This window comes from Terriglobia bacterium (genome assembly GCA_036496425.1).
GTDB lineage: Bacteria > Acidobacteriota > Terriglobia > 20CM-2-55-15 > 20CM-2-55-15 > 20CM-2-55-15.
This window is the reverse complement of record DASXLG010000024.1, coordinates 1-23,982: the sequence shown is the minus strand read 5'-3', so window position 1 is coordinate 23,982 and position 23,982 is coordinate 1. Positions and strand designations below refer to the sequence as shown.

The window sequence follows — 23,982 nt, the reverse complement described above, 5'->3', positions numbered from 1 at the left end:
CGCCTATTATAGATTTGATTCCGGATGGGACTTGAGGAATATAAAAAGAAACGGCGCTTCCACGAGACGCCGGAGCCCGAAGGCGAAGTCAAAAAAAGCAGCGGCAACAGCTTCGTCATCCAGAAACATCACGCCACGCGCCTCCATTACGACTTCCGCCTCGAAATGGACGGCGTGCTCCGGTCATGGGCCGTACCCAAAGGGCCGAGTCTCGATCCGGATGAGAAACGTCTCGCCATGCTCACCGAGGATCATCCGCTCGATTACGGCGGGTTTGAAGGTGTCATTCCGAAAGGGAACTACGGCGCCGGCAAAGTCATTATCTGGGACAATGGCACCTACGACATGGTCGATCCCAAAACCCCGGAGGCGGCCTGGAAGAAAGGCAAATTCCATTTCGTCCTGCACGGCAGAAAGCTTCACGGCGAGTGGGTCCTGGTGCGCGGCAGCCGTGATCCGCGGCAATGGATCTTCTTCAAGATTCGCGACGATCACGCCAACCCCCAAGTCGTCATCACCGAGGCCCGGCCCGAGTCGGTGATTTCCGGAAAGCTGGTAGACGACATGGGTGCGCAGAAGGACACCAAGCAATGGGTAACTCCCATCGAACGCGAACTCGAAAACCACGGGATGAAAAAGCCCGGCCATACGGCGATGCCGAAGTCGATTCAGCCGATGCTAGCGACCCTCAGCGACAAACCGTTCGACAGCAAAGAGTGGCTGTTCGAACTGAAACTCGACGGAATGCGCGCTCTCGTTTTCAAGGACGGCGGCAAAGTCGAGATGTGGACACGCAACGGAAAAAGCCTGGCGCACCGTTTCCCGACGTTGGCTGCCGCCGTCGCCGGCCTGCCGGTGGAAACCACCATCCTTGATGGCGAGATCGTTGCTCTCGATGAACAGGGCCGCGCGTACTTCAGCCGGATTCAGCCGCGCATTCACCTGTCCCGGGCGAAAGATATTGCGGCCGCCGACGAGCAGATTCCGGTCTACTTCTATGCCTTCGACCTGCTTTATATCAACGGCTACAACCTGATGAAGTTTCCCTTGATCGATCGCAAGGCGGTGCTGCAGAAACTCATCCAGAGCAACGGCGGATGGATTCGATTCGCCGACCATGTGGAGGACGAGGGCAGGCAATTCTTCGAGACAGTCGCCAGACACGATCTTGAAGGAATCGTCGCGAAGCTCAAGAAAAGTCCATATCAGCAGGCACGCTCCAGGCAGTGGCTCAAGATCAAGACGCATCATACGGAAGCATTTGTCATCGGAGGATTCACGCCTCCGGACGGCTCCCGCAAACACTTCGGCGCGCTCCTGCTGGGTCTGTACGATAACGGCGATCTGATCTTTGTCGGACGGACGGGCAGCGGTTTTGATGACCGGGCATTGGCCGATGCCGCAAAGCAGCTCCAGCCGTTGATTACAAAGAAGAGCCCCTTTAAGGAAGTTCCCGTGGAAGTACGAAAGTCGACCTGGGTCCAGCCGAAGCTGGTGTGCGAAGTGAAGTTCGGCGAATGGACCTCCGACAGAAAGCTCCGGTCGCCGATCTTTCAGGGCTTTCGTGATGATGTGGATCCAAAGGACTGCGTGTTGAGGGATAGCGTGGCGGGAGATCCAGCGGAGGACTCTATTGGAAATTCGAGATTGGAAATTCGAGATTCGAAATCGGATTTCCAATCTCGAATTTCGAATCTCGAATTTCCAATAGAATTCACGAACCTTGACAAGGTTTTCTGGCCCGAGGATGGATATACGAAAGGCGATCTGATTGAGTACTACGACAAAGTCTCGCCGCATCTCATACCGCACCTGCTCGACCGGCCGCTGGTCTTCGAACGTTTTCCCAACGGCATCCACGGCAAGTCTTTCTATCAAAAAGATGCGCCGGACCACACTCCGGCTTGGATCCGCACTCAGAAAATCTGGGCTGAAGATGTCCGGCGCGACATCCGGTACTTTATCGGCGCGGATCCCGAACAGTTGCTGTATATCGCTAACACCGGCAACATCCAGCAGAACCCCTGGATGTCGCGCGTTCAGCACCTGGAGTTCGCCGACTATCTGGTGTTCGACCTCGATCCTGTCGAAGCGCCTTATTCGACGGTGCAGAAGGTGGCGCTCGTCGTGAAAGATGTTCTCGATGAGCTTGGACTGCGCGGATATCCGAAGACATCGGGTGCCACCGGGATACACGTTCATCTGCCCGTGCTGGAGAAGGCGTTCACGTATGAAGACGTTCGGAGATTCGCCGAGGCGGTCGCTTCGGTGGTGGTTCAGCGGATTCCGCAGTACGCTACGATCGAACGCGTCGTGAAAAAGCGGAAGCCGCACGAGGTCTATGTCGACTACCTGCAGAACATCCGCGGCAAGACGGTCGCTTCGGTCTATTCGCCCAGGCCGCGGCCGGGCGCTCCGGTTTCAACGCCGCTGAAATGGAGTGAGTTCCAGAAACCGATTGATCCGGACGCGTACACGATCAAGACGATTTTCAAACGATTGGATAGATTTGGTGATCTCTTCGAGAAAGCGCTCTCGGATAGGCAAGATGTATCGGGATTTTTGAAGGTTTTGAAGAAAAAGTGAAAACTTATTGGAAATTGCATCATTAGAAGTTGTTTCAGTTCGAAATTTGAAATGCAGAAATTTCTAATGATGCAACTTGCAATAGAATCAAAACCAGTCCGAGAGCCATTCAACTCCGAACCAGAATGTGTAATAAAGGGCCGTGGCGAGAATGCCGACAATGATGGCAACGGCCAGCGGGATGGCGGACCCAAAAAAGCCCTGAAGAAACGTAGGCTCCTTAGCCATGCAAGAAATTGTAGATGAATACCGGCCGGATTTCTCCCCTGGTGATTGGTCGCCCCGCGACCGGCATTTCCTGGAAGCGTTTGCGACCAATCCCGAGGGGATTGTTTCTGTCCTGCGCAACCTGCCGGCGGAAATTACCGGCGCTCTATGTTCCCGCGCCAGCCGGGCGTCCGGTTCGCTGCTTGAAGTGCTGCTGAAGGAATATATTTATCCGATCGTCAATGGAGATGACGCCACGCTGGCCCAGGAACTCGAAGATACGGTCGCCTTCCTGAAAGAGCACGGATTCAAGCACATCCTCAACAATCAGCGGGCGCAGGCGTTCTATTCCAAGTGGCTGTCGCAATATGGCGATGATTCGATCGCGCAGGTTACCGGCACGCACGTCCTGGTGTGGGGAATATCCCAGGTGGCGATGAAATTCATCGAAGACCAGCGCGTCGGGTTGGAGCCAATCGAAAAATCCACTCGCTATGTCCATTTCGGATCGAAGGTGGGCGGCCGCTATCTCTACTACATTCCGAAACCCGACCTGATCCGTCACGATCTGCTCGCCGACTATACCGCCACGATCGATCACCTGTTCGATACATATGTTGCGCTGCTGCCGCGCCTGCACCAGTGGCTGAAGACGAATTTCGACGAGAAGGATTCCATCCTCGAGAAGAAGGCGTTCGACACGCTGCGCGGTCTTCTGCCCATGGCGACGCTCGGCCAGGCCGCGTTCCGGGGAAATGCGCAGGCTTTTGAGTATCTGATCAATCGGACGGCGGCGCACCCTCTGGGCGAGCTGCGGTGGTTTGCGCACGAGATCAAGACGGAATTGGACAAGGAAATTCCATCGCTGCTGCTCCGCGTGGCCGACGAAAAATCGAAGGAATACCAGAAGTATCTGAACCGGCGCTATCAAGACGTGCGCCAAGCTCTTGGTGAAGTAGAAACGGAAACGGCGCCCAAAGCGCAGGTACGGCTGGTGGAATTCGATCCGGAATCGGAAACCAGGATCCTGGCGGGCATTATCTTCCAGCAGACGCATGCCGGCTGGGACGACGCCGTGAGGCAGGCGAAATCCCTTTCAGAGGACGCCAGGCGCCGGCTCCTCGAAGCATATGTCTGCAACCGTTCCGCGCGCTGGCAGAAGGTCGGCCGCGCCTTCGAGAATGCGTATCTGCGTTTTGAGATCGTGATGGATATCGGTTCGTATCGCGACCTGCATCGGCATCGCATGATGACGCAGGAGCGCCAGACGTTTTCGACGTTTCACGGATACAGTGTTCCGGTCGAATTGCAGCAGGCGGGGCTTGCGCCGGAATTCGAAGAGGCTTTGACGGGCGCGGACCGGCTGTTCCGGAAAATGGACGGCATCGACCGCGACCTCGCGCAATACGCCGTGCCTCTTGCGTATCGCATGCGTTTTCAGCAGTGGCAGAATTTCAGGCAGCTGTTCTGGGAAGCCGAGCTCCGCACGGTTTCACAGGGCCATCCGGACTACCGGTTCATCGAGCAGGAAAAGTACCGGCTGGTGAAAGAGAAGTTTCCGTTGATCGCTTCATTCATGCTGGTCGATATCAACGAATACGCGATCGCCCGCCGCGGCACCGAAGAGCAAATTGCGGCTAAGGAAAAGCGATTGATGGAGAAACTTCGCGAGAGGAAATAGCTATTGGAAGTTGCATCATTCGAAGTTTCTGCATTTCTATATTTGAAATGAAAAAACTTCTAATGATGCAATTTCCAATGGTCTTATAGGATCGTTTCCAGTGCGCTTTCCAGTTCACTCCGGGTGTGCTCGTCGCCGGCTTTCGCCGCGACCGTAATCCCGGTGCGGAACGTTTTTTCCGCGTCGTGGGTCCGTCCCAGCTTCTGGTAGAGCTGTCCCAATTGAAAATAGGTCGCAACGTAGCCGGGATCGTTGGATTGGACCGTTTCAAACTCCTGCAGCGCGTCATCGTGCTGCCCGATCTTGGCGTATTCCAGGGCAAGCGCGTAGCGTGAGAAGGAGTCATTCGGGTTTTCGTTCAGGAAGCCTTTAAGGATCTCGATGCGATTCATTTAAATCTCCGCCCATTTGCCGTGGCCTTCCCAGACGCGCAGCGTGAATGGAAACCCGAGGTTTTCTTTCAGCTTGCCGCTGAGTAACTCACAGATATTTTCGACCGAAGGATACTCGAGAAAATCATTCCAGGAGCGGTGGTCGTAGCGTGCCAGGACTTCGCGGGCGATCCGCTTGAGGTCCGCAAAGTCCATGATCATGCCGCTTTTGGGTTCGCCCGCAATGGTGATTTCGACTTTATAGGTGTGTCCGTGCAGCGGTCCGCATTTGGGATGGCCTGGAAGGAAATGTGCACAATCCAGGTACTCGGTCACACCAATCTTCATCATGGTGTGAGGATAGCATACGGGAAGTGGAGACAATTTGCGGGCGGCCCCGGCGGGCCGCCCGCGGTCACATTAGTGCTTATGACACTTGGCTATGGGCAGAACGGTTTCTCCACCGTCTGGCGCAACTTTTGCTTCGAGTTCTTCGATCTGAATTTCAAGCTCGAATCCTTCATGTTTCGTTGCTGGGGTCATTCCTATTACCCTCCTTCTGACGCGCACTCGCCATTAACACTGCGGAAGCTTTTATGCCTTGCTGTCGATCTGTTGTAAAGGAAAATCGGAATGGGATTGTAAATGCGGAGTTTTACTTACTCTTTAGGTAAATCTTCCGGGCCGCAGATATAACCATTTACGGCCGAAGCTGCTACAACATAAGGGTTTGCCAGAAAGGCATCCCCTTCGCCCATGCGTCCCGGCATATTTCGGTTTGTTGCAGAAATAGCAGTTTGGCCCTTCTGAGGCCCTCCGGGGCCGGCATTGATGCAGGCGCCGCAGCCCGGTTCTTCGATCATACGGACGCCGGCGGCCAGAAGGCTCTGGTGGACGCCGCGGCGCTTGGCCTCCTCCCGAACCCGTTCGGAACCATATTGGATAAATGTCGGTATGCGGACGTGACGTCCCTTCAACACCTGCGCATACATGGCAATCGAAGTCATATCGCCGGCGGTGCAGGAGCCGGCATATGCCATATCCACAGGAGTGCCGCGCACTCGTTCCAGCGGCAATCCGTTTCCGGGGTGTCCCGGCAGCGCAACCAGAGTTTCGACCGCCCCAAGATCCAGTTCGATTTTTTCATCCACCTCCGAATCGGGATCGGGATAGACCAGCATCGATTCCACGGCCTCCCGCGTCAGCCCGCGGCGTTCGATCAGGTATTGGATCATGGGCTCGCTCGGTTCCATGACAGCCGTCAGGGCATTGCATTCGACGGCCATGTTCGAAAGCACCGCCTGCTCTTCGAAGGGAATCCCGGCGAGGCCGGATCCCCCGAACTCCATGACCTTGCCGGTGAATGTGCCTTTGAGTTTGCCTTCGTGCGCGAGTGACAGGATCACGTCTTTGGCGGTGCACGACGCGGGCAGTCTCCCGCTGAGCCGGATTCGAACCGTGGCCGGCACCCGGCCAGCGGCTTCGTTATGCTCCCAGATGCAGGCCAGTTCGGTATTGCCGATGCCGTAAGCCAGGCAGTTGAGCGCTCCCGCAGAGCAGGTGTGGGAATCCGTTCCAAGGATGACCTTGCCGGGCAGAGCGATCTCCTCCCGAATCACCGTATGGCAGATTCCGGTGCTGCCGCCGGATGCGGTCGCATGAAACTGGATACCGAGCGTCTCTGCAATGCGCCGCTGTCCTTCGCGCAGGTCTTTGATTCCGGCGAGCGCTTCGCTGGTGATACCCGGCAGGTTGCCGGCGAGGGTCAAATGATCTGGAAAGGTGTGGATCGATGCGGGGTTCTTGATGCGCGGAGGGCGCCCCAGCGCCGACCGGATCATGGCATCCGCCGGTGCCGTGGTGTAATCGTGGGAAAAACCGGCGTCAACCTGAATGAAGCCCGCGTCGCCGGGCTTGACTGCGCCGTGACGGGTTTGCATGTGGCCCGCCAGAATCTTTTCTGCGATGGTCATCGGCCGATGCGGCGTTTCAATGGGACGATCGCTTTCACGGCCCTGCGCCCGGGCTTCCATGAAACGGAACAACCCGCCATAACGCACGACTTTTTGCGACAGCTCATCGAAACCGCGGATCAGTTCCTCGACGCCGATGCGCTCGCGCGTGGCAAGCCGGCCGGCGAGTTGAAGATCCGTCACCGGAAACATCCCGTTGTTGATCAGGTTCTGGCGATGGATCGGAGCCATGCTGGGAGCGAACACGATGCCGATGCCCGCATATAACAATGCGAGCGCCGCCACTTCCCGGGATGAACCTTCACCCCATCCATCGCCCGCGAACAGTATCCCGAAACCGCCGTTGCGGATATCTCCGGGTTCGACAAATCCGCCGTTTCCGAGCGACCGCAGCACCAGCGTTCCAAGCCGGTCATCGTAGTAGTAACAATCGGGATTCGCTTTGATGATTGCGTCGGTCGAGACGTGCGCGTAGAGTCCGCTGAGCGGAGGAGCCGGTTTAAGTTCCTCACCGCGAAATTGTTTCTGGAGGAGTGCGGGATCGGACGTGAGGTACAGGGCGCGGCCGGAGAGCTGAATGGCTTCAACGAATCCCGCCGCGTCAAGGAATACGTCGACGTGTCCTACCTTCCGGACGGCCATGTTTTTATCGTATCAGCCTCGTCAAAGTTCCGTGAGTTTCTGATTCTGCGAAACAGGTTTAGCCGCAGAATACGCGGATTACGCAGATGGGCGCATGAACGAGTCTTTTTTTGCCCCATCTGCGTAATCCGCGTAATCTGCGGCTAATCATCGTTTCCTCAGCTCTTCCATCGCGGCAATGATCAGGCCCTTGGAATCCTCGATCTGCTGCATCACCAGCCGGACATCCATCGCCGGAAACTGCGGCTGCCGCTGGCTGCGGCAATAGACGCCGTGCTGGCCGACCAGCGCCAGCGCATCGGTGAGGATGTCCAGCGCCGTCGCGAGCCCTCCGCGAACCGGTCCCATCTGAAAATCGTAACGTTCCCTGGCTTCACGATAATGATCGAGCAAAGGCACGGCTCCTCTGTTGCTTGGCCGGCGATCCGCCGTCCTGGGCATAGGCCAGAATATTCGAGTCGAGAAAGGTCTTACCGGGCATACAGATCTTGACGCGTGATTAAAAGCTCTCGTACCAATGCGTTAAGAGTAGTCTGATGACGCTCGGCGTAGGCGCGGCCCGCCTCAAGGGTCTCGTCGTCCAGGGCGAGAGTAATGTTTTTCATGACTAAAGAGTAAGTCTTCCACATAGCCTGCGTCCACTCTTGATGTGTAGATCGACACCGTCGAGGGAAAGAGGTGTGCACACATACTCCGTGAAGGCTTTTCTGCAGGGGGCCATATGGGCTATTTCGGTAGCGTGCAACTCTCGCGATTTCTCCTGCAGCGCGGGTTCGCGGCCATCTACCTGATCGCATTTCTGGTTGTTCGGAATCAGTTCAAGCCGCTGCTCGGCGAACATGGACTTTTGCCCGTTCCGTCGTTTCTGAAACGGGTCCGTTTCCGGGATGCTCCAAGCATCTTCTGCTGGCATTATTCCGACCGGCTATTGGACGGCGTCGCATGGGCAGGTCTTTTCCTGTCCGCGCTTGCATTGATAGGCGTTTCGGAGGCCGGGCCGTTCTGGCTTTCGGCAACCGTCTGGCTCACGCTGTGGGTCTTCTATCTTTCGATTATCAATGTCGGCCAGACCTTCTATGCCTTCGGGTGGGAATCGATGCTGGTCGAAGCCGGATTTTTTGCCGCATTCCTGGGCCCTTCGCGGATGCAGCCTTCGATCGTTCCGATTCTCATTCTGCGCTGGATGCTGTTCCGCACCGAGTTCGGCGCCGGCATGATCAAGCTGCGCCATGACCGGTGCTGGCGCGATCTGACCTGCCTCTTCTACCACTACGAAACGCAGCCGCTGCCGAACCCCCTGAGCTGGTATTTCCATCGTCTTCCGAAGATCGTTCACCGGGCCGGCGTGCTGGGCAGCCATTTCGTTCAGGTCGGCGTTCCCTTCGCATTGTTTGCGCCGCAGCCGTTCGCTTCGCTGGCCGGAGCGCTGATCATCTTCCATCAACTCTGGCTGATTGTCAGCGGGAACTATTCGTGGTTGAACTGGATCACGGTCGTGCTGGGATTCACTGCCCTCGACGACAAAGTGCTGAGATGGATCCTTCCCATCGCGATGCCGCAGACTGTACCGCGCACGGTAATTGAAGACGTTCTGATGCTGGCGGTGGGGCTGGGCACCATCCTTCTGAGTATCCAGCCGGCACGGAATCTGCTTTCGAAAAGTCAGCTGATGAATTACAGCTACAACCCGTTTCACCTTGTGAACGCCTACGGCGCATTCGGCAGCGTCACGAAAGAGCGCTATGAAATTGTCATCGAGGGAACCGCCGATCCGGAGCCGCTGCCCGGCGCGCAGTGGGAAGAGTATGAATTCAAGGGAAAGCCCGGCAACCCGATGCGGAGGCCGCCGCAGGTGGCGCCGTATCACCTGCGGCTGGACTGGCTCGTCTGGTTCCTTCCGTTTTCAGTGGCGGTTCACTCCAAAGGCATCCGCATCCCGGGGTACGACCGCTGGTTTATGCGATTCATCCAAAGACTTCTGGAAAACGATCGCCCCACGCTGAAGCTCTTACGGCGAAATCCTTTCGAAACGCGCCGTCCCACCTTCGTTCGCGCGCTCTTCTATCGTTACCGCTACTCGACTGCGGAGGAAAGACGCCGGACGGGCGCGTGGTGGATACGGAAGCTGGTGGATGTTTATCTTGAGCCGGTGTCGCTTGCAGACTGCAGGCGCGGTCTATGACCGCGCCTGCAATAATGTGCAAAGCCCTGACCTTACCGCCGCAGGAATGTTGTGAAATAGCCACCCATCGAGAGCAGCCCGACGAGGCCCAGGAGATCGAGCGATCCCGCAGTTCTCGGCAATTCGCGCGGCTCCGTGTTCTGCGGTTCTGAATTCGAAGCTATCGATTGTGTGGGTTGATTGGATTGCGTCGATTCGGTCGACGGCGCAGATGGTGCAGGTGCAGGCGGCGCCGATTCCGCTAAGTTGGACTGCGGCTGTTCCGTTTCCGGTATCGACGGCGCGGGCGCCGGCGCTACGGGAGCGGGCTCTGCCTCGGCAATATTGGTCTGGGTCTCCTCTGTTGAGTTACGCGCAACCGCTGTATTGCCTTGCAACGAGTTCAGACGGGCCTGGGCCTGCGACAGTTCACATTGCCTCTTTTGCAGTATCGCGTTGTATTTTTCGAGTTTGGCATTCGCTTTCGCCTGATCGCCGCTGCGTTCGGCCTTCATCGCCGCGCGCTGCCGGGCCTGGCAGGCTTTTGCAACGTCCGCCTGCGCCCGGTCGACTTCTTTTTCCGCTTTCCTGATGTCCGTAGTGCTTGCTGACGTGGTCCCCTGGCAGGAGCACGCCGTAGCGGTGGAGCCCACCTGCTCGGGAGACGCGAAACCTGCAAAGGCAAACAACAGGCTGACGGCCACCGCCAGCCTCGCCGAAGTTCTGGATGAAACCAGCATTTTCCCTCCTACTGAGCAGTCAAGTTTCTCTGATGAATTGTTCGGAATTGTCCTTAGTTGTTTAGACGCCAATGCCGCCAGTAAAGAATCGGGGAGCGGACCGAAATAAACCAGATTTCCAATCTCGAATTCCAATGGACAAGACCCTATTGGAGATTCGAAGTTTCGACAGCGGAAATTGGAAATCCGCCGGCTGAACAACTACCATGAGCCATGGCCGTCAGAAATTTCGACCGGAAATTCGGCGCGGAATTCCTGGAGTCGCTTCCCGGCTCTCCCGGCGTCTACCTTGTTTACGGCCGGCAAGACGAGTTGATTTATGTCGGAAAGGCGAAGAACCTGAGGCGCCGTCTTTCGCAGTACCGGAACGCTCTGCAGCGAAAAAAACATCGCCGCATGCGCGGGATTGTGAGGGAAGCCGCCCGCATCGAGATCCAGCGCGCGGAGACGGACCTGGACGCCTGCCTCCGCGAGACGATGCTCATTCAAGAACATCGGCCCCGGTGGAACATCGTCGGCGCCTATTCTTTTCTCTATCCGCTGATCGGGATTCGCTCCGCAAACGGCAACATCGACTTCTGCATGACAACGACTCCGGACGCCTTCCTCAAAGAGCATCCCGGCTTCGAGTTTCACGGCGCGTTCCGCTCGAGGCGGAGAACCGGCGACGCATTCTTCGCGCTGATGCGGCTCCTGAAGTTCGCCGGTCACGTCAATCCCGCGAATCGCCGCGCCCGCCTGCCAAAGCACAGCTACCTCTTCAGCTTCAGAAAACTGCCTTCGAACTGGGCCGACATGTGGGCCGCATTCTATAAAGGGGGAATCGTCGCGAGCGATTGAAGAACTCATCCTCCAACTCGTCGATAGCCACGGTGCGCGGCGCAGGCTGAGCAAGGTCCAGGAACATCTGGACGAACTCAAGCGTTTCTGGAGACATGAGGTCTTGACTCTCGCCAAAGCGCGAAAGGCGACTGGCTGCACGGAGTGGCCGGTTCCTCAATATCAGAGAGATCTAGTCTTTCTGTCTTTCAAGGCCGGAGCCAAAGTTGCGGTAACTGTATTCCAATTCGAATTTCCAATAGAGCCAGCCCCTTTTTCAAAGTTCGTGGGCGGCCGTTCGGATCCAACATGAGGGAGCTCCCCCGTTTCTTTTTGATCGAAAAGGATATGTATGGCAACCGAGGTCATTAAGAAACGATTCACCGTGGATTGGACCTCGGAAAGTTAGAGAACTCCCACAGATGTGACTGTAGGCGCGGTCTATGACCGCGCACGGCGTCTAAACGCGATACAGTGCGCGGTCATAGGCCGCGCCTACAGCGGGAAAAGCCCGTATTCCCCGAAGCGTTCGGCCAGGTCGACCAGGGTCTTCAGGCCGAATCCTATGGCTCCCGCTTCGTAGTACTTCCACTCTTTCTCGCGAATGAATGGCCCGGCGATATCCAGGTGCGCCCATGCAGTTCCTTCGGGTACAAACTCCTGAAGGAATAGTCCGGCAGTGAGCGCCCCGGCGACGGGGCCGCCGATGTTATTGAGATCGGCGTACGGCGTTTTCAGCAGTTCTTTGTACTCTTCCGGCAGCGGCAGTTCCCAGAACGCTTCGCCCTGGTTCTGCCCGGATTGCGTTACCGCCTGAATGAGTTTTTCATCGTTGCCCATGATGCCGGCGATGCTGAGCCCGAGGGCTCGCACGCATGCTCCGGTCAGCGTAGCGATGTCGAGAATGTGCGTGGCTTTCTCCTCGCCTGCGAGGTGGAGACCGTCGGTCAGAATCAGGCGGCCTTCCGCGTCCGTGTTGTCGACCATGATCGATTTGCCGTTCTTCGCATAAAAGATGTCACCGGGCCGCTGCGCATTCGCGTCGGGAAAGTTTTCGGCGGTGGGAACGATGCCGGTCACGTGGACGTCCGGCTTGAGCTTTCCGATCACCTTCATCGCATAAAGCACGGCGGCGCCGCCGGACATGTCGCCTTTCATCTCGTACATTTTGTCGGCCGGTTTGATGGAAATGCCCCCGGTGTCGAAGGTGACGCCTTTGCCGACCAGCGCCAGGTGCGCTTTGGCTTTTTTCGCGCGATACGCCAACCGGATCAGTCGCGGAGGGAAGGCGCTGCCGCGGCCGACTTGCAGCAGACCGTTGTAGCCGTCCTTTTGAAGCTTCTTTTCGTCCCAGACTTTCAGCTCGAGGCCGGATTCTTTGGCGATCGTGCGTGCCGCCTGGGCGAGGTATTCGGGGGTGACGACCGATCCCGGTTCGTTGATGATGTCGCGGGCCTCGTTGACGGCTTCGGAGACGAGCGTGTACCGGGAAACGGTGCGGCGGTTCTGCGCATCGTGTTCCTTCAGCCCGACGATGTTGACCTGGATTTTGTCGAATCCGGCCTTGTCCTTTTTGTAGCGGTCGAAGCTGTAGCTGCCGAGGATCGCCCCTTCGACGGCTTTACCGACATAGGGCAGGGCATCTCCGGTATTCAGCACCAGCGAGACGTCGCGAAAGCCATGGTCATGCGCCTTGCGCACCGCTTGCGCGGCGAAGATTTTCACATTTTCCCAGCTGTTATAGCTTGTGCTTAAAGAGGTCGAATAGACAAGGAGATGACGCGCGGCGCTCTGGGAGTCCAAAGAGGTGAAATAGCTGGTTCTAAGACGTTTTTCCTTTAGGTCGCGGGTCACCCGCTGCACGATGTCGTTCAAAGGCGAGCCTGGGAGATCGTGAAATCGTGTTTCGGTATCTAGAATTATGACAAGCAGGTCGGTCCGAACTTGAGAGGGCTGGTCGTAGTTCAGCTGGATCTTCATCGCTTCTCCTTGAAAATCTGACTGTAACAAACGCGGGCTGAAGCCTGCGACTACAAAGTCGGACGTCCTCGTCGAGCGCCCACAATGCGGTTTGCGTTTGTTTCCATACGAAACACCTGTCCCGTGAAGTTGCGGAGGATGGTTACAGTTGTAATAATCCGCCTCGAAGCCGGCCAGGGCATCTTGACCTGTAAGTGGTTGATCATCGGGCGTTTGCATTTTTTGTCTCAAAACTTCACGGGTTGGCAATCGTCCTGCAATAATCCAGCACGCTGGCGTCATAAATAGCTTGTAACCAGCGTGAAATAAGGAGCGTATTCGAGGCTGACTTCATACATTTTATAGAGTTTTCTCTCCCTCGCCCACTCCTCTCATAGGCGCGAAAGGCGGTTTCGATGGTCCGCTCCCAACGAAACCGCCTCTTTTTTTGTCTTGCGGACCTGAGTTGGGCGCGAGCCGCGGCATCTTGGGCTTCATGCGGCCGAAGTCACAGCTGGTCCTTAAGGACTCCGCTTTCGTAAAACCTTCACTGCTCCCTGAATTCCTGGTAGAGCTCAAAAAGAACAGTTGTGTTTCCGGTTATCACTACGTTCCCGCCAAGGAACCGCAGCTCGTCGAGTTTCCATCGGCGCTGGACGCGCGGCTCAAAAAGACGCTCGAGCACCGCGGCATTCCGAAGCTTTACTCGCACCAGGGGCGGGCCTTCGATCTCGTCAGCGAAGGCAAAAATGTCGTGATCGTCACACCGACGGCTTCGGGAAAGACGCTTTGCTACAACCTTCCGGTGCTTCAACGCATTCTGGAGAATCCGGATTCCCGCGCCCTCTATCTCTATCCGACCAAGGCGCTGACCTACGATCAGCTGGATGATCTGATGCATTGGTCCGACGACCTCGCGGATGCCGAGGCCATCGCAGTTTATTCCTATGACGGCGATACCCCGCAGGATGCCCGCTCCGCCATCCGTTCGCGCGGGCATATTGTTCTCAGCAATCCGGACATGCTCCACAAAGGCATTCTGCCGCACCACACCAAGTGGGCCAGGCTGTTCGAGAACCTGAAGTTTATCGTTGTCGATGAGCTGCACACCTACCGGGGCATCTTCGGCAGTCATCTGGCGAACCTGTTCCGCAGGGTCGCTCGCATCTGCGAGTTCTACGGAAGCAAACCGCAGTTCATTTGCACGTCCGCGACGATTGCCAATCCCCAGGAGCTTGCCGAGAAGCTCACCGGTGTCCCGTTCGAATTTATCCGGGAAAGCGGCGCCGGCGAGGGCGAAAAACATGTGTTCTTCTACAACCCGCCGGTGGTGAACCGGCAGCTCGGTATCCGGAGATCCTACGTGAAGGAGTCCGAGCACATTGCCGCGGCATTTCTGAAGCGGAAGATCCCGGCGATCGTTTTCGCCAACAGCCGGTTGATTACGGAGATCCTGGTCCGCTATCTGAAGGAATCGCTGGAACAGGGGCCGGTGGCCGAAGAAACGGTTGTCGGATACCGGGGCGGATATTTGCCGAACGAGCGCCGGCAGATCGAGCGCGGACTGCGGGAAGGCCGGATTCGCGGCGTCGTATCGACGAATGCGCTGGAACTGGGAATCGACATCGGCAGTCTGGACGTCTCCGTCCTCGCAGGATATCCAGGCACCATCGCTTCGACCTGGCAGCGGATCGGCCGCGCCGGCCGCCGCAGCGGAATGTCGGTTGCCGTGCTGGTCGCATCCAGCTCGCCGCTGGACCAGTTCATCGTCAATCATCCGGAATATTTCCTGAACCAGCCGCCGGAGATGGGATTGATCAATCCCGAGAACATCCACATCCTCATCAATCACCTGCAATGCGCCACCTTCGAACTGCCGTTCGATGTGAACGAGCGGTTCGGCGGCCACGACGTTTCCGAGATTCTGGATTTTCTGCGCGACCGCGGATTCATTCACCGCGCCGGCAACAAGTGGCATTGGACGAACGATTCATATCCGGCAGACTCCATTTCGTTGCGCAGTATCAGCAGCGACAATTTCGTTGTCGTCGAGACCAGCGAAGAGAGCCGGATTATCGGAGAGGTCGATTACACCAGAGCCTTCTCGACCCTGCATGAAAAAGCCATCTATCTGCACCAGGGGCAGCAGTACTACGTCCATCAACTGGATATCCCGGAACGCCGCGCTTACGTGAAACGGGTCGATTCCGACTACTTCACAGATGCCATTACGTATACGAAGGTCAAGATTCTCGAAATGATGGAATCGGCAGCCGAACACAATCACGGTGAAGTCCACGTCGCCCATCAGATTGTCGGCTTCAAGAAGATCAAGTTCTACACCATGGAAAACGTCGGTTCCGGAGACCTCAATCTGCCCGTGCAGGAAATGCATACGACTTCGTACTGGATCACGATCCCGCGCGCCACTCTGGAATCGATGCCGTATTCCGCGATCGAGAAGCTGAACGGCCTTCATGGCCTTGCGTATGCTCTGGCGCAGCTCGCGTGCGTTTATCTGATGTGTGACCGGCGCGATATCGGGTCGGCGGTCGATGACGGGCTGGAGAATCCGGCATGTATTGATGCTGCGCGGGATGGCGCTGGCGCTTCGCGTCATCCGACAATTTTTCTATACGACAATTTTCCAGGCGGAATCGGCCTGAGCCGGCCGTTGTACGAAATCCGCGAGCAGGTGCTTCAGGCGGCACGGCAGCTCATTCGCTCCTGCGCCTGCGATGAGGGATGTCCGTCGTGTGTTGGACCGTCGGCGATGGCGAAGGATGTTGCGCTGGCGCTTCTGGAGTTTTTGATTCATGCCTGATTTCGGCAAAGCCCTCCGGGGACTGCAACGCGGGCCGAAACCCCCGGCCACGGATTGGAAATCGGCACTGGCAAACTATGTAACCGCGGGCTTCAGCCCGCGTTCGGTTCTGCCGCCGGGTGAGATCCAGTCGACGGCGTTCGGCTCGCATTACTTCATCCGCGCCGTCTATCCCCACGATCATTTTCACGGCAAAGTGGCCTTGAACCGGCTCTCTTCCGCCGATCTTCAGTCGCTGATCACGCTGATGCGTGAGGAAGCCGGCGTGCCGCACCGGAATCGTATTCTGTTCCTCGATACCGAAACCACAGGCGTTCAGGGCGGCACGGGGATCTGCCCGTTTCTGGTCGGGCTCGGTTATTTCGCCGGGGATGACTTTCACATGATCCAGTTCTTCATCCGGGACTTTGATGAAGAGCCGTCGATGCTGTCCGCTCTTGCCGAACTTCTCAAGAGCTTCGATCTTGTCGTGACATACAACGGCACCACATTCGACATCCCGCTGCTCGAGACCCGATTCACACTCGCCCGTCTGGATAACCCCTTCGCGGCAATGTCGCATTTCGATCTGCTGTTTACGGCGAGAAGGCTATGGCGTAACGGGCACGGCAGCTGCCGGCTTGTTGCGCTCGAGCGCGAATTGCTTTCATTCATGCGCGGCCCCGATATTCCCGGCGCGATGATTCCCCGGGCTTATTTCGAGTACCTGCAGCGGCGTACCAATGCGACGTTTCGTTCCATATTTACCCATAACGTCGATGATGTGCTCTCATTGGCCGCCCTTACGGTGCATGCCTGCGATCGCGTCGTTTTTGAACCGGCGCCTCTCGACGATCCACTGGATCTTTATTCACTGGCGCGCATTCTCGATAAATCTGCGGATTCACCCCGCAGCATTCGTCTATACGAGATGGCGCTCGCAGGAGGCGTCGAAGGGCCGGCTCAGCAGAAAATTCTGGAAAGACTCGCAGTGCTTTATCGGCGTAACGGCGAATACGTGGCGGCGCTGGCCATGCTCGAGCGAGCCTTGCCGGGTGCAGGAACGGACCGGAAATTCCGGCGATTGCAGAAGCTGATGGACGCCATGCGAAACAGGCGGTTGGCCGAACTATAGGCGCGGTTATTCCGCAACCAAACTGTTTTGGCCGCAGATGACGCGGATGCCGCAGATGGGACGCAAGAACAGACGTTTGAGGCGCCCCATCTGCGTCATCCGCGTCATCTGCGGCCAAAAAGTTACCCCGTCATCGGACACCTGGTGAACAGCTCGACGACATAGTCCGTCAGGCAGTCATAAAGCAGCTTCTGGAAGGTCCAGGGAAACTGAGAACTCTGAAGGTCGCGTTCATGGAATGTGATCCGGTATGTGGGCGACAGGACGCCGGGGACTGTGGAGTGGATCAGCAATTCGACGCCCTCGGCCTTGTCCTGCGCTTCGAACCGGAAAAACGGATGTTCGTATTTTTCGATCTCCTCGCGGACGCGCTCAATGGAGCTCATCGGGTTTGTCCTTTTTCACAATCATTCTGACCATCCAGCCGCACAGGACGAGCGTTCCCGCCACCGAGACGATTGCGATGGCCCACTCGACGATTCCTATAACGATCGCGAACAGATGATCGAACGTCAGGCCTTTCATACCGTCTTATCTTCGGCATAACAGAGATCTTCAATCGGGCACTCCGCGCATTTCGGCCGCAGCGCCCTGCATTTGGCGCGGCCGTGATGAATCAGCAGGTGGGCGAGCAGAATCCATTTATCGCGCGGAAAAAGCTGCATCAGGTCCTGTTCGATCCTGTCCGGCCGCTCTTCCTTCGTGAAATCGAGCCGCCGCGACAACCGCTGCACGTGGGTATCGACGACGACGCCCTCCGCCTTGCCATAAGCCACGCCCAGTACGACATTCGCCGTCTTTCTCGCAACTCCGGGCAGCTTGAGCAGCTGGTCCATCTCTTCGGGAACTTTTCCGCCGTATTCATCAGCCATGAGGCGGGCCGCTGCTTTGATGCTTTTGGCTTTATTCCGGAAAAACCCGCTGGAATGGATCATGGTTTCCAGGTCCGCCGTGTCCGCGTCCGCGAGCTGCGCAGCGGTGTTGTATTTCTTGAAGAGCGCGGGAGTGATGATGTTTACCATTTTGTCCGTGCTCTGGGCGGACAGGATGGTGGCGACCAGCAGCTGGAGAGGATTCTGGTGATCCAGGGCGCATTTCGCGTCGGGGTAGGCGCTCTGGAGACGGGAATAGATCTGTTCGGCGCGAAGGTACTTATTCTTTTTTGCCGCCGGACTTGGCGCTGCTGTCTTTCTTGCCGGTTTTTTCTGTGCCGGTTTTGCTGCTGCCTTCCTTGTTGCCATTGGAGGAGGTGTCTTTCGTTGAAGTGGAATCCTTGCTCTCTGTCGTTTCGGTTTTGGAGTCCTTGCGGGCATAGTCCGTCACATACCATCCCGTGCCTTTGAACTGAAAGCCGGAGGCGGAGATCAGCTTGGTGAGCGTACCGCCGCAGCCCGCGTGTTTTTTCAAGGGTTTGTCGGACATCTTCTGGATGGTTTCGATGGTTTTGCCGCACTTGGCGCACTCGTATTCGTAGATCGGCATATCGCTTTAATAGCACACTTTCGAAAAATCTGTCCCTGTCCTACCCACACTGTCTCGATCGGTAACAATGCCTGCAGGCCGGAATGCGGTTACACATGGGGTTAGCCATGGCACCGGGATTGCCAGCGTAAACGGAATGTCGGTGCCGTTGAAAGTGTTACTTGTCGAGGACGATCAGGCGATGGCACAGATGTGCGCAAAGCTGATCCGCAGGCGCGGACACCTGGCCGTGATTGCGAACTCCTGCGAAAACGCGGTCCGAATCGTATCGGATTCCGATGACATCGACGTTGTCGTGTCCGATGTCCAGATGCCGGAGATGAGCGGAATCCAGCTGCTGGAAGTGCTGCACAATCTGAGAGAAACGCTGCCGGTCGTTCTGATGACGGGCTATGGCAATACCGCCAGCCCGGCACAGGTTCTGGCCCTGGGCGCCGCCGACTACATCATCAAGCCTTTTGAACCGGATGCCTTTGTCGCCTGCGTGGAGCGGGTTACAAGATCCCGTCACAACACGGCCGCCAGTTAACCTATACTAATCCGGCATGATTGACGAGATACGGTCGATCCTGGAGCAGATCGGCGAGGATCCGGCGCGTGACGGCCTTCAGAACACCCCTTCCCGGGTCGACCGGGCGATGCGTTTCCTGACCAGCGGCTATCAGATGGATCCCGAAGAAATTCTGGGTAAGGCGCTCTTCGATGTCGCATACGACGAGATGGTCATCGTTCGCGATATCGAAGTTTTCAGCCTGTGCGAGCATCACCTCCTGCCGTTTTTCGGCAAGTGCCATGTCGGCTATATTCCGAACGGCCGCGTCATCGGCCTCAGTAAGATTCCGAGACTGGTGGACATGTATGCCCGCAGGCTCCAGGTGCAGGAACGGCTGACGACCCAGATTGCAGACACCATCAACAACAAAATTCATCCTCGCGGTGTGGCGGTGGTTGTCGAGGCGCAGCACCTTTGCATGATCATGCGCGGCGTGGAGAAACAGAATTCGGTCGCGGTGACGAGCTCGATGCTCGGCGCTTTCAAAGACAACCAGAATACTCGAAACGAATTCCTCACTCTGGTGCGTAATCCGAAGTGATTTTCTGCGCCTGAACGATTTTCTATGAGCGACAATCTCAAACGCGAAGCCGCGCTTGCCGCGCTGGAAGAGATCCGGGACGGAATGGTCGTGGGCTTGGGTACGGGTTCGACCGCTTCTATTTTTATTCGTGAACTCGGCAAGGCCGGGCGGCAGGTCCTGGGGATTCCGACTTCCGAAGAATCGGGGCGGATTGCCGCGGAAGTGGGAGTCCGGCTGACGACTTTCAGCGAGCATCCGGTTATCGACGTCACGGTCGACGGCGCGGATGAAGTCTCTCCGGAATTACACCTGACAAAGGGCCTGGGCGGCGCCCTTGTGCGCGAGAAGATCGTGGCTCACGCCTCGACGCGCGTCGTGATCATCGTCGATGAAACCAAGCTGGTTCAGAAGCTCGGATCAAAAGCGGTGATTCCCGTTGAGGTCATTCCTCTCGCCGTTCCACGGATTCTGCTTCAACTGAAACAGGCTGCCGTTCGACAGAAGAACGGCAAGCCATTCATCTCCGATAACGGCAACAACATTCTCGACTGGAAAAGCGGCCCCCTCGACGATCCGGCCGCCGTCGAGAAGGAACTCAAGGCGATGACCGGAGTGGTGGATTCCGGGATTTTTGCAAATGTTGCCAATGTGGTCATTGTTGCGGGTTCATCGGGGATTCAAAGAAAAGGGAAGTAACCACAAAAAGCACAAAAGGGAGCGACTGAATCTCTTATGCGCCTTTTGTGCCTCGCGAAGCGCAAGGGCGACAGCGCGCAGCCTAAAGTTTTGTGGCTATTTTTCTTATCTCAGTCTGGCGTTTCGGATCATCTGCTCAAACACCGGCTGATACATCGGGAATTCGTCTTCCGGCGCGACGAACACCATATAAAAGAGGCTCTGGTAGTAGAGGCGAGTCACAACCCATGCGACTTCAGAGCTGCTGCTGGTGTCGGACTTGCCGATCATGATGGTTCGGACGCCGGGCTCGTCGCTGACGAGCATCTGGGTCTGAGCGCCAGGTACGATTCGCAGCGACTGATTGCGCTGGCGCAGGAACACCATGAGGCGATTCGTGGCTTCTTCGAGTGTGAATGAGCGGTCGGTTCCGGAAATATCAAACAGATCGAACATGACACCGCGATGAACATCTCCCGAAGGCTGAACGCCATCTGCCGGCGCGATAATCGCGCCATTCGCGCCTGTTCGGGTCACTTGCCATCCCGCCGGATATCCAATGCGGTAATAATCCATCGGGTGCGTGAATACATTGGCGAGTTCGTCCGGCGGCGCATCGGCGGGGCTTGCGGCTTTGACGGGTTCGGGGAAAGAGAGTTTCAGCAACGCGGCTCGGAATCCGCGGAAGCCGGCGTTGTCGTGGGCATGATGTGCCTGAAGGCTGAGGCGGTCGATTTCCCCGGCGAGTTCCGGTGAAATGATTTTCGCTTGCGGATGATTGAACAGAAACGGCGCCTGAGATTCGTTGATCTTCTCGATCAAGGTAAGAAACGCATTCGGATCGAACTGCGCATTGGCCATCAGGTGTACTGCCATCAGATCGGCTTCCAGTTCCTGATCGCGGCTGTACCTCAGGAATGGAGCATCCACACCGAGAGTAATTCCGAGTTTCGAGATCTCTTCCTTCCAGACCTCCGAAATCGGTAAGCCGCCCGCAATCGAAATCGGAGCCTCGAGCAGAAGCTGCTTCGACAGTTGCTGAGTTCCGTGCCGTGACGCGACATGGCTGACTTCGTGCGCGACGATTGCCGCAAGTTCGTCGTCATTCGACGCCATATCGACGAGGCCGCGGTAGAGGTAAATCGGACCGCCGGGGAATCCCAGCGAATTGATCTCGCGAGAATTTACGATTTGAAACCGGTATTTGAGCGGCGGCAGGGAACGATTCTGTGTGATCCGCTGAGCGATCGCGCCCACATATTGATTCAACGTCAGGTTCCTGATGAGCCGGAGAGAGTGCTCCGCCTCTTTGGAAGATTCCGCTCCAATCTCCACGTCCTGTTTCACAGAAAAGAAATTGACGCTATTGCCGGAAGTCAGGAGCAGCAGGGCTCCCAACAGGAAACTGATCATGGCCAAGTATTTTAAGGGGAATTCAGTCGCGGATTGAACGGATTTAACGTCTGACTCCCCCTCCTGCGACAGGAGGGGTGGCGCGAAGCGCCGGGGTGGTCGGCCCGGAATCGACCTGAATCGTGAGCGACCACCCCGCCCTTCGGGCACCCCTCCTCTCTGAGGAGGGGAGTTATGCAGCTTACGACCTGGACGACAAGACCTTCATGCCAAGTCCCCCGCCCAGACAGAGCGCACCAATCAGGGCAATCAGCGGCAACTCGCCTGCGGTTCGCGGAAGCTCCTTATTTTCAGAAGCATTGGTTTCGGTATTCTTGCTTTCGGTATTCTGTTCGGTTGTGGCAGCCTGCTCCGAATTGTCATTCTGAGCGATCTGTGCCGGTTCCTGAGCAGGTACCGGTTCGGGTTGCTGAACAGCCGGCTCAGCCGCTTCGTTCGTGACGTTGCTCTGTTCTGAGTTGTTTTCGGCTTCAGCCGGAGCGCTCGGTTTGGTTTCCACTATCGGCGCTTCGGTCACTTTGGTGACGCTCGCGGTCGATGCCGTGGATGCCGGTATTTCGAATCTGCCCAGGCTGTTCGCCTCCACCCTTAAAGTGGCCAGGTCGTGCAGATCCGCCGCGCTTGCAGACTGGATCGGCTCGATCGCATGTTGCGCGATTTCCCGGGCCTGTTTGTTCGAATAGATGAATTCCAGCCCGTCGCTATGTCCGGGATAGAACCATTCCTTGATCGGCAATGGATATCCGGGCTCGGTTTCAATAAACGTGAACATCGTGCGATCCGTCGGCGTCGCCCGTTCGTCCGAGACCGCCATAAACATTGTCAGCATTCTGGTCCGGTCGGCATTGAAAACCTGAACCACACGGCGCTCGGCCGGGGAGTCCAGGAGCCGGATCTGATATCGAGTATTCGGCTGCAGCACGAGGCCGGGAACCTCGGTGGCCTGATTAACCATGAACCGGGTCGACAAATTCCATTCGTCTCCGTGCGTTGCGACCGGCATCAAGAACACCAGTGCAAAGACAAAACAGCCAACAAGGATGGCTGTATCCTTTTTTATGAAATGCATAGCTCTAACCTCCAGATTGGTGAACCCTACGATGATGGCTGCATATGGAGGCCCGTATCTATAACTCAATGAATTGTATGGATTTAATGAATGGGCGGGGAAGGGAATCAGGGAATTCGACCATGAATTGCGGGGATTCCTATCGGAGATTGACGTAGATCTCCCCATCGCGGATCTCGCAATCCCAGACTTTGGCCCGCTCCCGTTCCCGCCGGCAGGTCCCGTCTTCAAGGCGTACATGCCAGCCATGCCAGCTGCAGATGACTTCGCCGGATTGCATCATGCCCTCGCTGAGCGGAAAACCAAGGTGAGGACAGCGATCTTCAATGGCGTAGACGCGCTCGTTCCATCGGAAGATGGCAATATCCAGGCCGTCGGCCTTGACGGCATGTCCGAGCCCTTCGCCGGGTAATTCCGACAGGTTTGCGGCACGAATCCACTTATCGCTCACGACAAATATGTCTCCCGGCTAATGTTATACTTTGAGGCCATTTCGATCGAGAGGGAGTTCACCGGGTGAAGCTGGATACGAAGGGCCGGATCGCAAAAAGGATGCAGGGAGTTCGCGGCGAGGCCGCGTTCGAGATGTTGGGGCGCGCCAATGAGTTGGAGCGGCAGGGCCGCGACATCATCCACCTGGAAATCGGCGAGCCGGATTTCGATACACCGGGCCCGATCATTCGCGCCGGCATCGAATGGTTGAAGAAAGGCGCCACCCACTACTCTCCGGTTCCCGGCGTCTGGGACCTGAGATCGGCCATCGCGGCCCATCTGTCGGCGCAGCACCCCGCGAAGGTTGATCCGAAAAATATCCTGGTCACGCCCGGCGCAAAGATGATGATCTTTTCCATCATCCAGTCGATCGTGGATCCGGGCGACGAAGTCATCTGCCCCGATCCCTCCTATCCCGCGTACGAGGCGGCGATTCGGATGGCAGCTGCGGTTCCGGTCCGGGTGCGGCTCGAAGAGTCAAAGCAATTCCGCTTCGATCTCAATGAGCTGGCGCGGCAGATTACGCCACGCACCAAATTGATCGTCGTCAACTCACCGCAGAATCCGACCGGCGGGGTACTGACGCTGGACGACCTGAAGAAAGTGGCGGACCTCGCAAGGAAACATGACCTGTTGATCCTTTCCGACGAGATCTATTCCGAGATCTACTACACCGAGCGGCCGGCAAGCATTCTGGA

25 protein-coding genes are annotated in these 23,982 nt (G+C 56.9%); 10 read left to right on the top strand and 15 right to left on the bottom strand.

Annotated elements, in window-relative coordinates:
- Positions 1-24: 24 nt before the first annotated feature.
- The gene (gene ligD, locus VGK48_01990) at positions 25-2,586 is read left to right on the top strand and encodes a DNA ligase D (GenBank protein HEY2379929.1); all 2,562 of its coding nucleotides are present in this window, start codon (positions 25-27) and stop codon (positions 2,584-2,586) included.
- A gap of 87 nt (positions 2,587-2,673) precedes the next feature.
- Here ligD and VGK48_01985 read toward each other — a convergent pair whose 3' ends face one another.
- On the bottom strand, positions 2,674-2,814 hold the full coding sequence (locus VGK48_01985; protein ID HEY2379928.1) for a hypothetical protein: 141 nt from the start codon (positions 2,812-2,814) through the stop codon (positions 2,674-2,676).
- Between VGK48_01985 and VGK48_01980 the strand changes: the two genes are divergently transcribed.
- The gene (locus VGK48_01980; protein HEY2379927.1) at positions 2,813-4,474 is read left to right on the top strand and encodes an FAD-dependent thymidylate synthase; all 1,662 of its coding nucleotides are present in this window, start codon (positions 2,813-2,815) and stop codon (positions 4,472-4,474) included. The genes VGK48_01985 and VGK48_01980 overlap by 2 nt on opposite strands.
- Positions 4,475-4,557: 83 nt before the next feature.
- Here the strand turns inward: VGK48_01980 and VGK48_01975 are convergent, their stop codons facing one another.
- The 5 genes from VGK48_01975 to VGK48_01955 form a co-directional block, all read right to left on the bottom strand.
- Entirely contained in the window at positions 4,558-4,866 is a 309-nt protein-coding gene (locus VGK48_01975; protein ID HEY2379926.1) for a tetratricopeptide repeat protein, read from the bottom strand.
- The gene (locus VGK48_01970) at positions 4,867-5,196 is read right to left on the bottom strand and encodes a 6-carboxytetrahydropterin synthase (GenBank protein ID HEY2379925.1); all 330 of its coding nucleotides are present in this window, start codon (positions 5,194-5,196) and stop codon (positions 4,867-4,869) included.
- 69 nt (positions 5,197-5,265) lie between these two features.
- On the bottom strand, positions 5,266-5,388 hold the full coding sequence (locus VGK48_01965; GenBank protein ID HEY2379924.1) for a hypothetical protein: 123 nt from the start codon (positions 5,386-5,388) through the stop codon (positions 5,266-5,268).
- A gap of 116 nt (positions 5,389-5,504) precedes the next feature.
- The gene (locus tag VGK48_01960; GenBank protein ID HEY2379923.1) at positions 5,505-7,460 is read right to left on the bottom strand and encodes an aconitase family protein; all 1,956 of its coding nucleotides are present in this window, start codon (positions 7,458-7,460) and stop codon (positions 5,505-5,507) included.
- A 147-nt stretch (positions 7,461-7,607) separates the two neighbouring features.
- Positions 7,608-7,901, bottom strand: coding sequence for a hypothetical protein (locus tag VGK48_01955; GenBank protein HEY2379922.1), 294 nt, complete (start codon positions 7,899-7,901; stop codon positions 7,608-7,610).
- A gap of 280 nt (positions 7,902-8,181) precedes the next feature.
- Here VGK48_01955 and VGK48_01950 point away from each other — a divergent pair, with 280 nt between their 5' ends.
- Positions 8,182-9,642: a lipase maturation factor family protein gene (locus VGK48_01950; protein ID HEY2379921.1), complete on the top strand. Its 1,461-nt coding sequence runs from the start codon at positions 8,182-8,184 to the stop codon at positions 9,640-9,642.
- 32 nt (positions 9,643-9,674) lie between these two features.
- Here the strand turns inward: VGK48_01950 and VGK48_01945 are convergent, their stop codons facing one another.
- Complete coding sequence (locus VGK48_01945; protein HEY2379920.1) at positions 9,675-10,361, bottom strand: hypothetical protein; 687 nt, start codon at positions 10,359-10,361, stop codon at positions 9,675-9,677.
- A 213-nt stretch (positions 10,362-10,574) separates the two neighbouring features.
- Between VGK48_01945 and VGK48_01940 the strand changes: the two genes are divergently transcribed.
- Positions 10,575-11,201, top strand: a complete 627-nt coding sequence (locus tag VGK48_01940) for a nucleotide excision repair endonuclease (GenBank protein ID HEY2379919.1) — start codon at positions 10,575-10,577, stop codon at positions 11,199-11,201.
- 474 nt (positions 11,202-11,675) lie between these two features.
- Here VGK48_01940 and VGK48_01935 read toward each other — a convergent pair whose 3' ends face one another.
- Complete coding sequence (locus VGK48_01935) at positions 11,676-13,160, bottom strand: leucyl aminopeptidase (protein HEY2379918.1); 1,485 nt, start codon at positions 13,158-13,160, stop codon at positions 11,676-11,678.
- 475 nt (positions 13,161-13,635) lie between these two features.
- Between VGK48_01935 and VGK48_01930 the strand changes: the two genes are divergently transcribed.
- Both VGK48_01930 and VGK48_01925 read left to right on the top strand, forming a co-directional pair.
- Positions 13,636-15,963, top strand: a complete 2,328-nt coding sequence (locus tag VGK48_01930) for a DEAD/DEAH box helicase (GenBank protein ID HEY2379917.1) — start codon at positions 13,636-13,638, stop codon at positions 15,961-15,963.
- The gene (locus tag VGK48_01925) at positions 15,956-17,077 is read left to right on the top strand and encodes a ribonuclease H-like domain-containing protein (protein ID HEY2379916.1); all 1,122 of its coding nucleotides are present in this window, start codon (positions 15,956-15,958) and stop codon (positions 17,075-17,077) included. The genes VGK48_01930 and VGK48_01925 overlap by 8 nt, the downstream gene beginning before the upstream one ends.
- A 122-nt stretch (positions 17,078-17,199) precedes the next feature.
- Here the strand turns inward: VGK48_01925 and VGK48_01920 are convergent, their stop codons facing one another.
- The 4 genes from VGK48_01920 to VGK48_01905 are packed head-to-tail and all read right to left on the bottom strand — an operon-like array spanning position 17,200 to position 18,559.
- On the bottom strand, positions 17,200-17,463 hold the full coding sequence (locus VGK48_01920; protein HEY2379915.1) for a hypothetical protein: 264 nt from the start codon (positions 17,461-17,463) through the stop codon (positions 17,200-17,202).
- A complete protein-coding gene (locus tag VGK48_01915; GenBank protein HEY2379914.1) occupies positions 17,450-17,602 on the bottom strand; it encodes a hypothetical protein in 153 nt (50 codons plus the stop codon). The genes VGK48_01920 and VGK48_01915 overlap by 14 nt, the downstream gene beginning before the upstream one ends.
- Positions 17,599-18,318 (bottom strand): endonuclease III, encoded by a 720-nt coding sequence (gene nth / locus VGK48_01910; GenBank protein ID HEY2379913.1) that lies wholly within the window; start codon positions 18,316-18,318, stop codon positions 17,599-17,601. Before nth ends, VGK48_01915 begins: the two co-directional genes overlap by 4 nt.
- A complete protein-coding gene (locus VGK48_01905; GenBank protein ID HEY2379912.1) occupies positions 18,230-18,559 on the bottom strand; it encodes a zinc ribbon domain-containing protein in 330 nt (109 codons plus the stop codon). The genes nth and VGK48_01905 overlap by 89 nt, the downstream gene beginning before the upstream one ends.
- A gap of 67 nt (positions 18,560-18,626) precedes the next feature.
- Here VGK48_01905 and VGK48_01900 point away from each other — a divergent pair, with 67 nt between their 5' ends.
- From VGK48_01900 to rpiA, 3 genes are read left to right on the top strand one after another with little or no spacing between them, the layout of a single operon-like run.
- Positions 18,627-19,088, top strand: a complete 462-nt coding sequence (locus VGK48_01900) for a response regulator (GenBank protein ID HEY2379911.1) — start codon at positions 18,627-18,629, stop codon at positions 19,086-19,088.
- A 16-nt stretch (positions 19,089-19,104) separates the two neighbouring features.
- Positions 19,105-19,653, top strand: coding sequence for a GTP cyclohydrolase I FolE (gene folE, locus VGK48_01895; GenBank protein HEY2379910.1), 549 nt, complete (start codon positions 19,105-19,107; stop codon positions 19,651-19,653).
- Between the two features lie 24 nt (positions 19,654-19,677).
- The gene (rpiA, locus tag VGK48_01890; protein ID HEY2379909.1) at positions 19,678-20,331 is read left to right on the top strand and encodes a ribose-5-phosphate isomerase RpiA; all 654 of its coding nucleotides are present in this window, start codon (positions 19,678-19,680) and stop codon (positions 20,329-20,331) included.
- A gap of 105 nt (positions 20,332-20,436) precedes the next feature.
- On the opposite strand, the gene VGK48_01885 is transcribed toward rpiA, so the two are convergent.
- The 3 genes from VGK48_01885 to VGK48_01875 form a co-directional block, all read right to left on the bottom strand.
- The gene (locus VGK48_01885; GenBank protein HEY2379908.1) at positions 20,437-21,723 is read right to left on the bottom strand and encodes a M48 family metalloprotease; all 1,287 of its coding nucleotides are present in this window, start codon (positions 21,721-21,723) and stop codon (positions 20,437-20,439) included.
- A gap of 181 nt (positions 21,724-21,904) precedes the next feature.
- Complete coding sequence (locus VGK48_01880) at positions 21,905-22,792, bottom strand: hypothetical protein (protein HEY2379907.1); 888 nt, start codon at positions 22,790-22,792, stop codon at positions 21,905-21,907.
- Positions 22,793-22,931: 139 nt separating this feature from the next.
- A complete protein-coding gene (locus VGK48_01875; GenBank protein HEY2379906.1) occupies positions 22,932-23,243 on the bottom strand; it encodes a Rieske 2Fe-2S domain-containing protein in 312 nt (103 codons plus the stop codon).
- Positions 23,244-23,308: 65 nt separating this feature from the next.
- Between VGK48_01875 and VGK48_01870 the strand changes: the two genes are divergently transcribed.
- Positions 23,309-23,982, top strand: a 674-nt coding sequence (locus tag VGK48_01870) for an aminotransferase class I/II-fold pyridoxal phosphate-dependent enzyme (GenBank protein ID HEY2379905.1), incomplete at its 3' end; no start/stop codon positions are given.

Coding starts and splice junctions, on each gene's coding strand:
- ligD (HEY2379929.1), top strand. CDS start 25: ATGGGACTTGAGGAATATAAAAAGAAACGGCGCTTCCACGAGACGCCG.
- VGK48_01980 (HEY2379927.1), top strand. CDS start 2,813: ATGCAAGAAATTGTAGATGAATACCGGCCGGATTTCTCCCCTGGTGAT.
- VGK48_01985 (HEY2379928.1), bottom strand. CDS start 2,814: ATGGCTAAGGAGCCTACGTTTCTTCAGGGCTTTTTTGGGTCCGCCATC.
- VGK48_01975 (HEY2379926.1), bottom strand. CDS start 4,866: ATGAATCGCATCGAGATCCTTAAAGGCTTCCTGAACGAAAACCCGAAT.
- VGK48_01970 (HEY2379925.1), bottom strand. CDS start 5,196: ATGATGAAGATTGGTGTGACCGAGTACCTGGATTGTGCACATTTCCTT.
- VGK48_01965 (HEY2379924.1), bottom strand. CDS start 5,388: ATGACCCCAGCAACGAAACATGAAGGATTCGAGCTTGAAATTCAGATC.
- VGK48_01960 (HEY2379923.1), bottom strand. CDS start 7,460: ATGGCCGTCCGGAAGGTAGGACACGTCGACGTATTCCTTGACGCGGCG.
- VGK48_01955 (HEY2379922.1), bottom strand. CDS start 7,901: ATGCCCAGGACGGCGGATCGCCGGCCAAGCAACAGAGGAGCCGTGCCT.
- VGK48_01950 (HEY2379921.1), top strand. CDS start 8,182: ATGGGCTATTTCGGTAGCGTGCAACTCTCGCGATTTCTCCTGCAGCGC.
- VGK48_01945 (HEY2379920.1), bottom strand. CDS start 10,361: ATGCTGGTTTCATCCAGAACTTCGGCGAGGCTGGCGGTGGCCGTCAGC.
- VGK48_01940 (HEY2379919.1), top strand. CDS start 10,575: ATGGCCGTCAGAAATTTCGACCGGAAATTCGGCGCGGAATTCCTGGAG.
- VGK48_01935 (HEY2379918.1), bottom strand. CDS start 13,160: ATGAAGATCCAGCTGAACTACGACCAGCCCTCTCAAGTTCGGACCGAC.
- VGK48_01930 (HEY2379917.1), top strand. CDS start 13,636: ATGCGGCCGAAGTCACAGCTGGTCCTTAAGGACTCCGCTTTCGTAAAA.
- VGK48_01925 (HEY2379916.1), top strand. CDS start 15,956: ATGCCTGATTTCGGCAAAGCCCTCCGGGGACTGCAACGCGGGCCGAAA.
- VGK48_01920 (HEY2379915.1), bottom strand. CDS start 17,463: ATGAGCTCCATTGAGCGCGTCCGCGAGGAGATCGAAAAATACGAACAT.
- VGK48_01915 (HEY2379914.1), bottom strand. CDS start 17,602: ATGAAAGGCCTGACGTTCGATCATCTGTTCGCGATCGTTATAGGAATC.
- nth (HEY2379913.1), bottom strand. CDS start 18,318: ATGGCAACAAGGAAGGCAGCAGCAAAACCGGCACAGAAAAAACCGGCA.
- VGK48_01905 (HEY2379912.1), bottom strand. CDS start 18,559: ATGCCGATCTACGAATACGAGTGCGCCAAGTGCGGCAAAACCATCGAA.
- VGK48_01900 (HEY2379911.1), top strand. CDS start 18,627: ATGCCTGCAGGCCGGAATGCGGTTACACATGGGGTTAGCCATGGCACC.
- folE (HEY2379910.1), top strand. CDS start 19,105: ATGATTGACGAGATACGGTCGATCCTGGAGCAGATCGGCGAGGATCCG.
- rpiA (HEY2379909.1), top strand. CDS start 19,678: ATGAGCGACAATCTCAAACGCGAAGCCGCGCTTGCCGCGCTGGAAGAG.
- VGK48_01885 (HEY2379908.1), bottom strand. CDS start 21,723: ATGATCAGTTTCCTGTTGGGAGCCCTGCTGCTCCTGACTTCCGGCAAT.
- VGK48_01880 (HEY2379907.1), bottom strand. CDS start 22,792: ATGCATTTCATAAAAAAGGATACAGCCATCCTTGTTGGCTGTTTTGTC.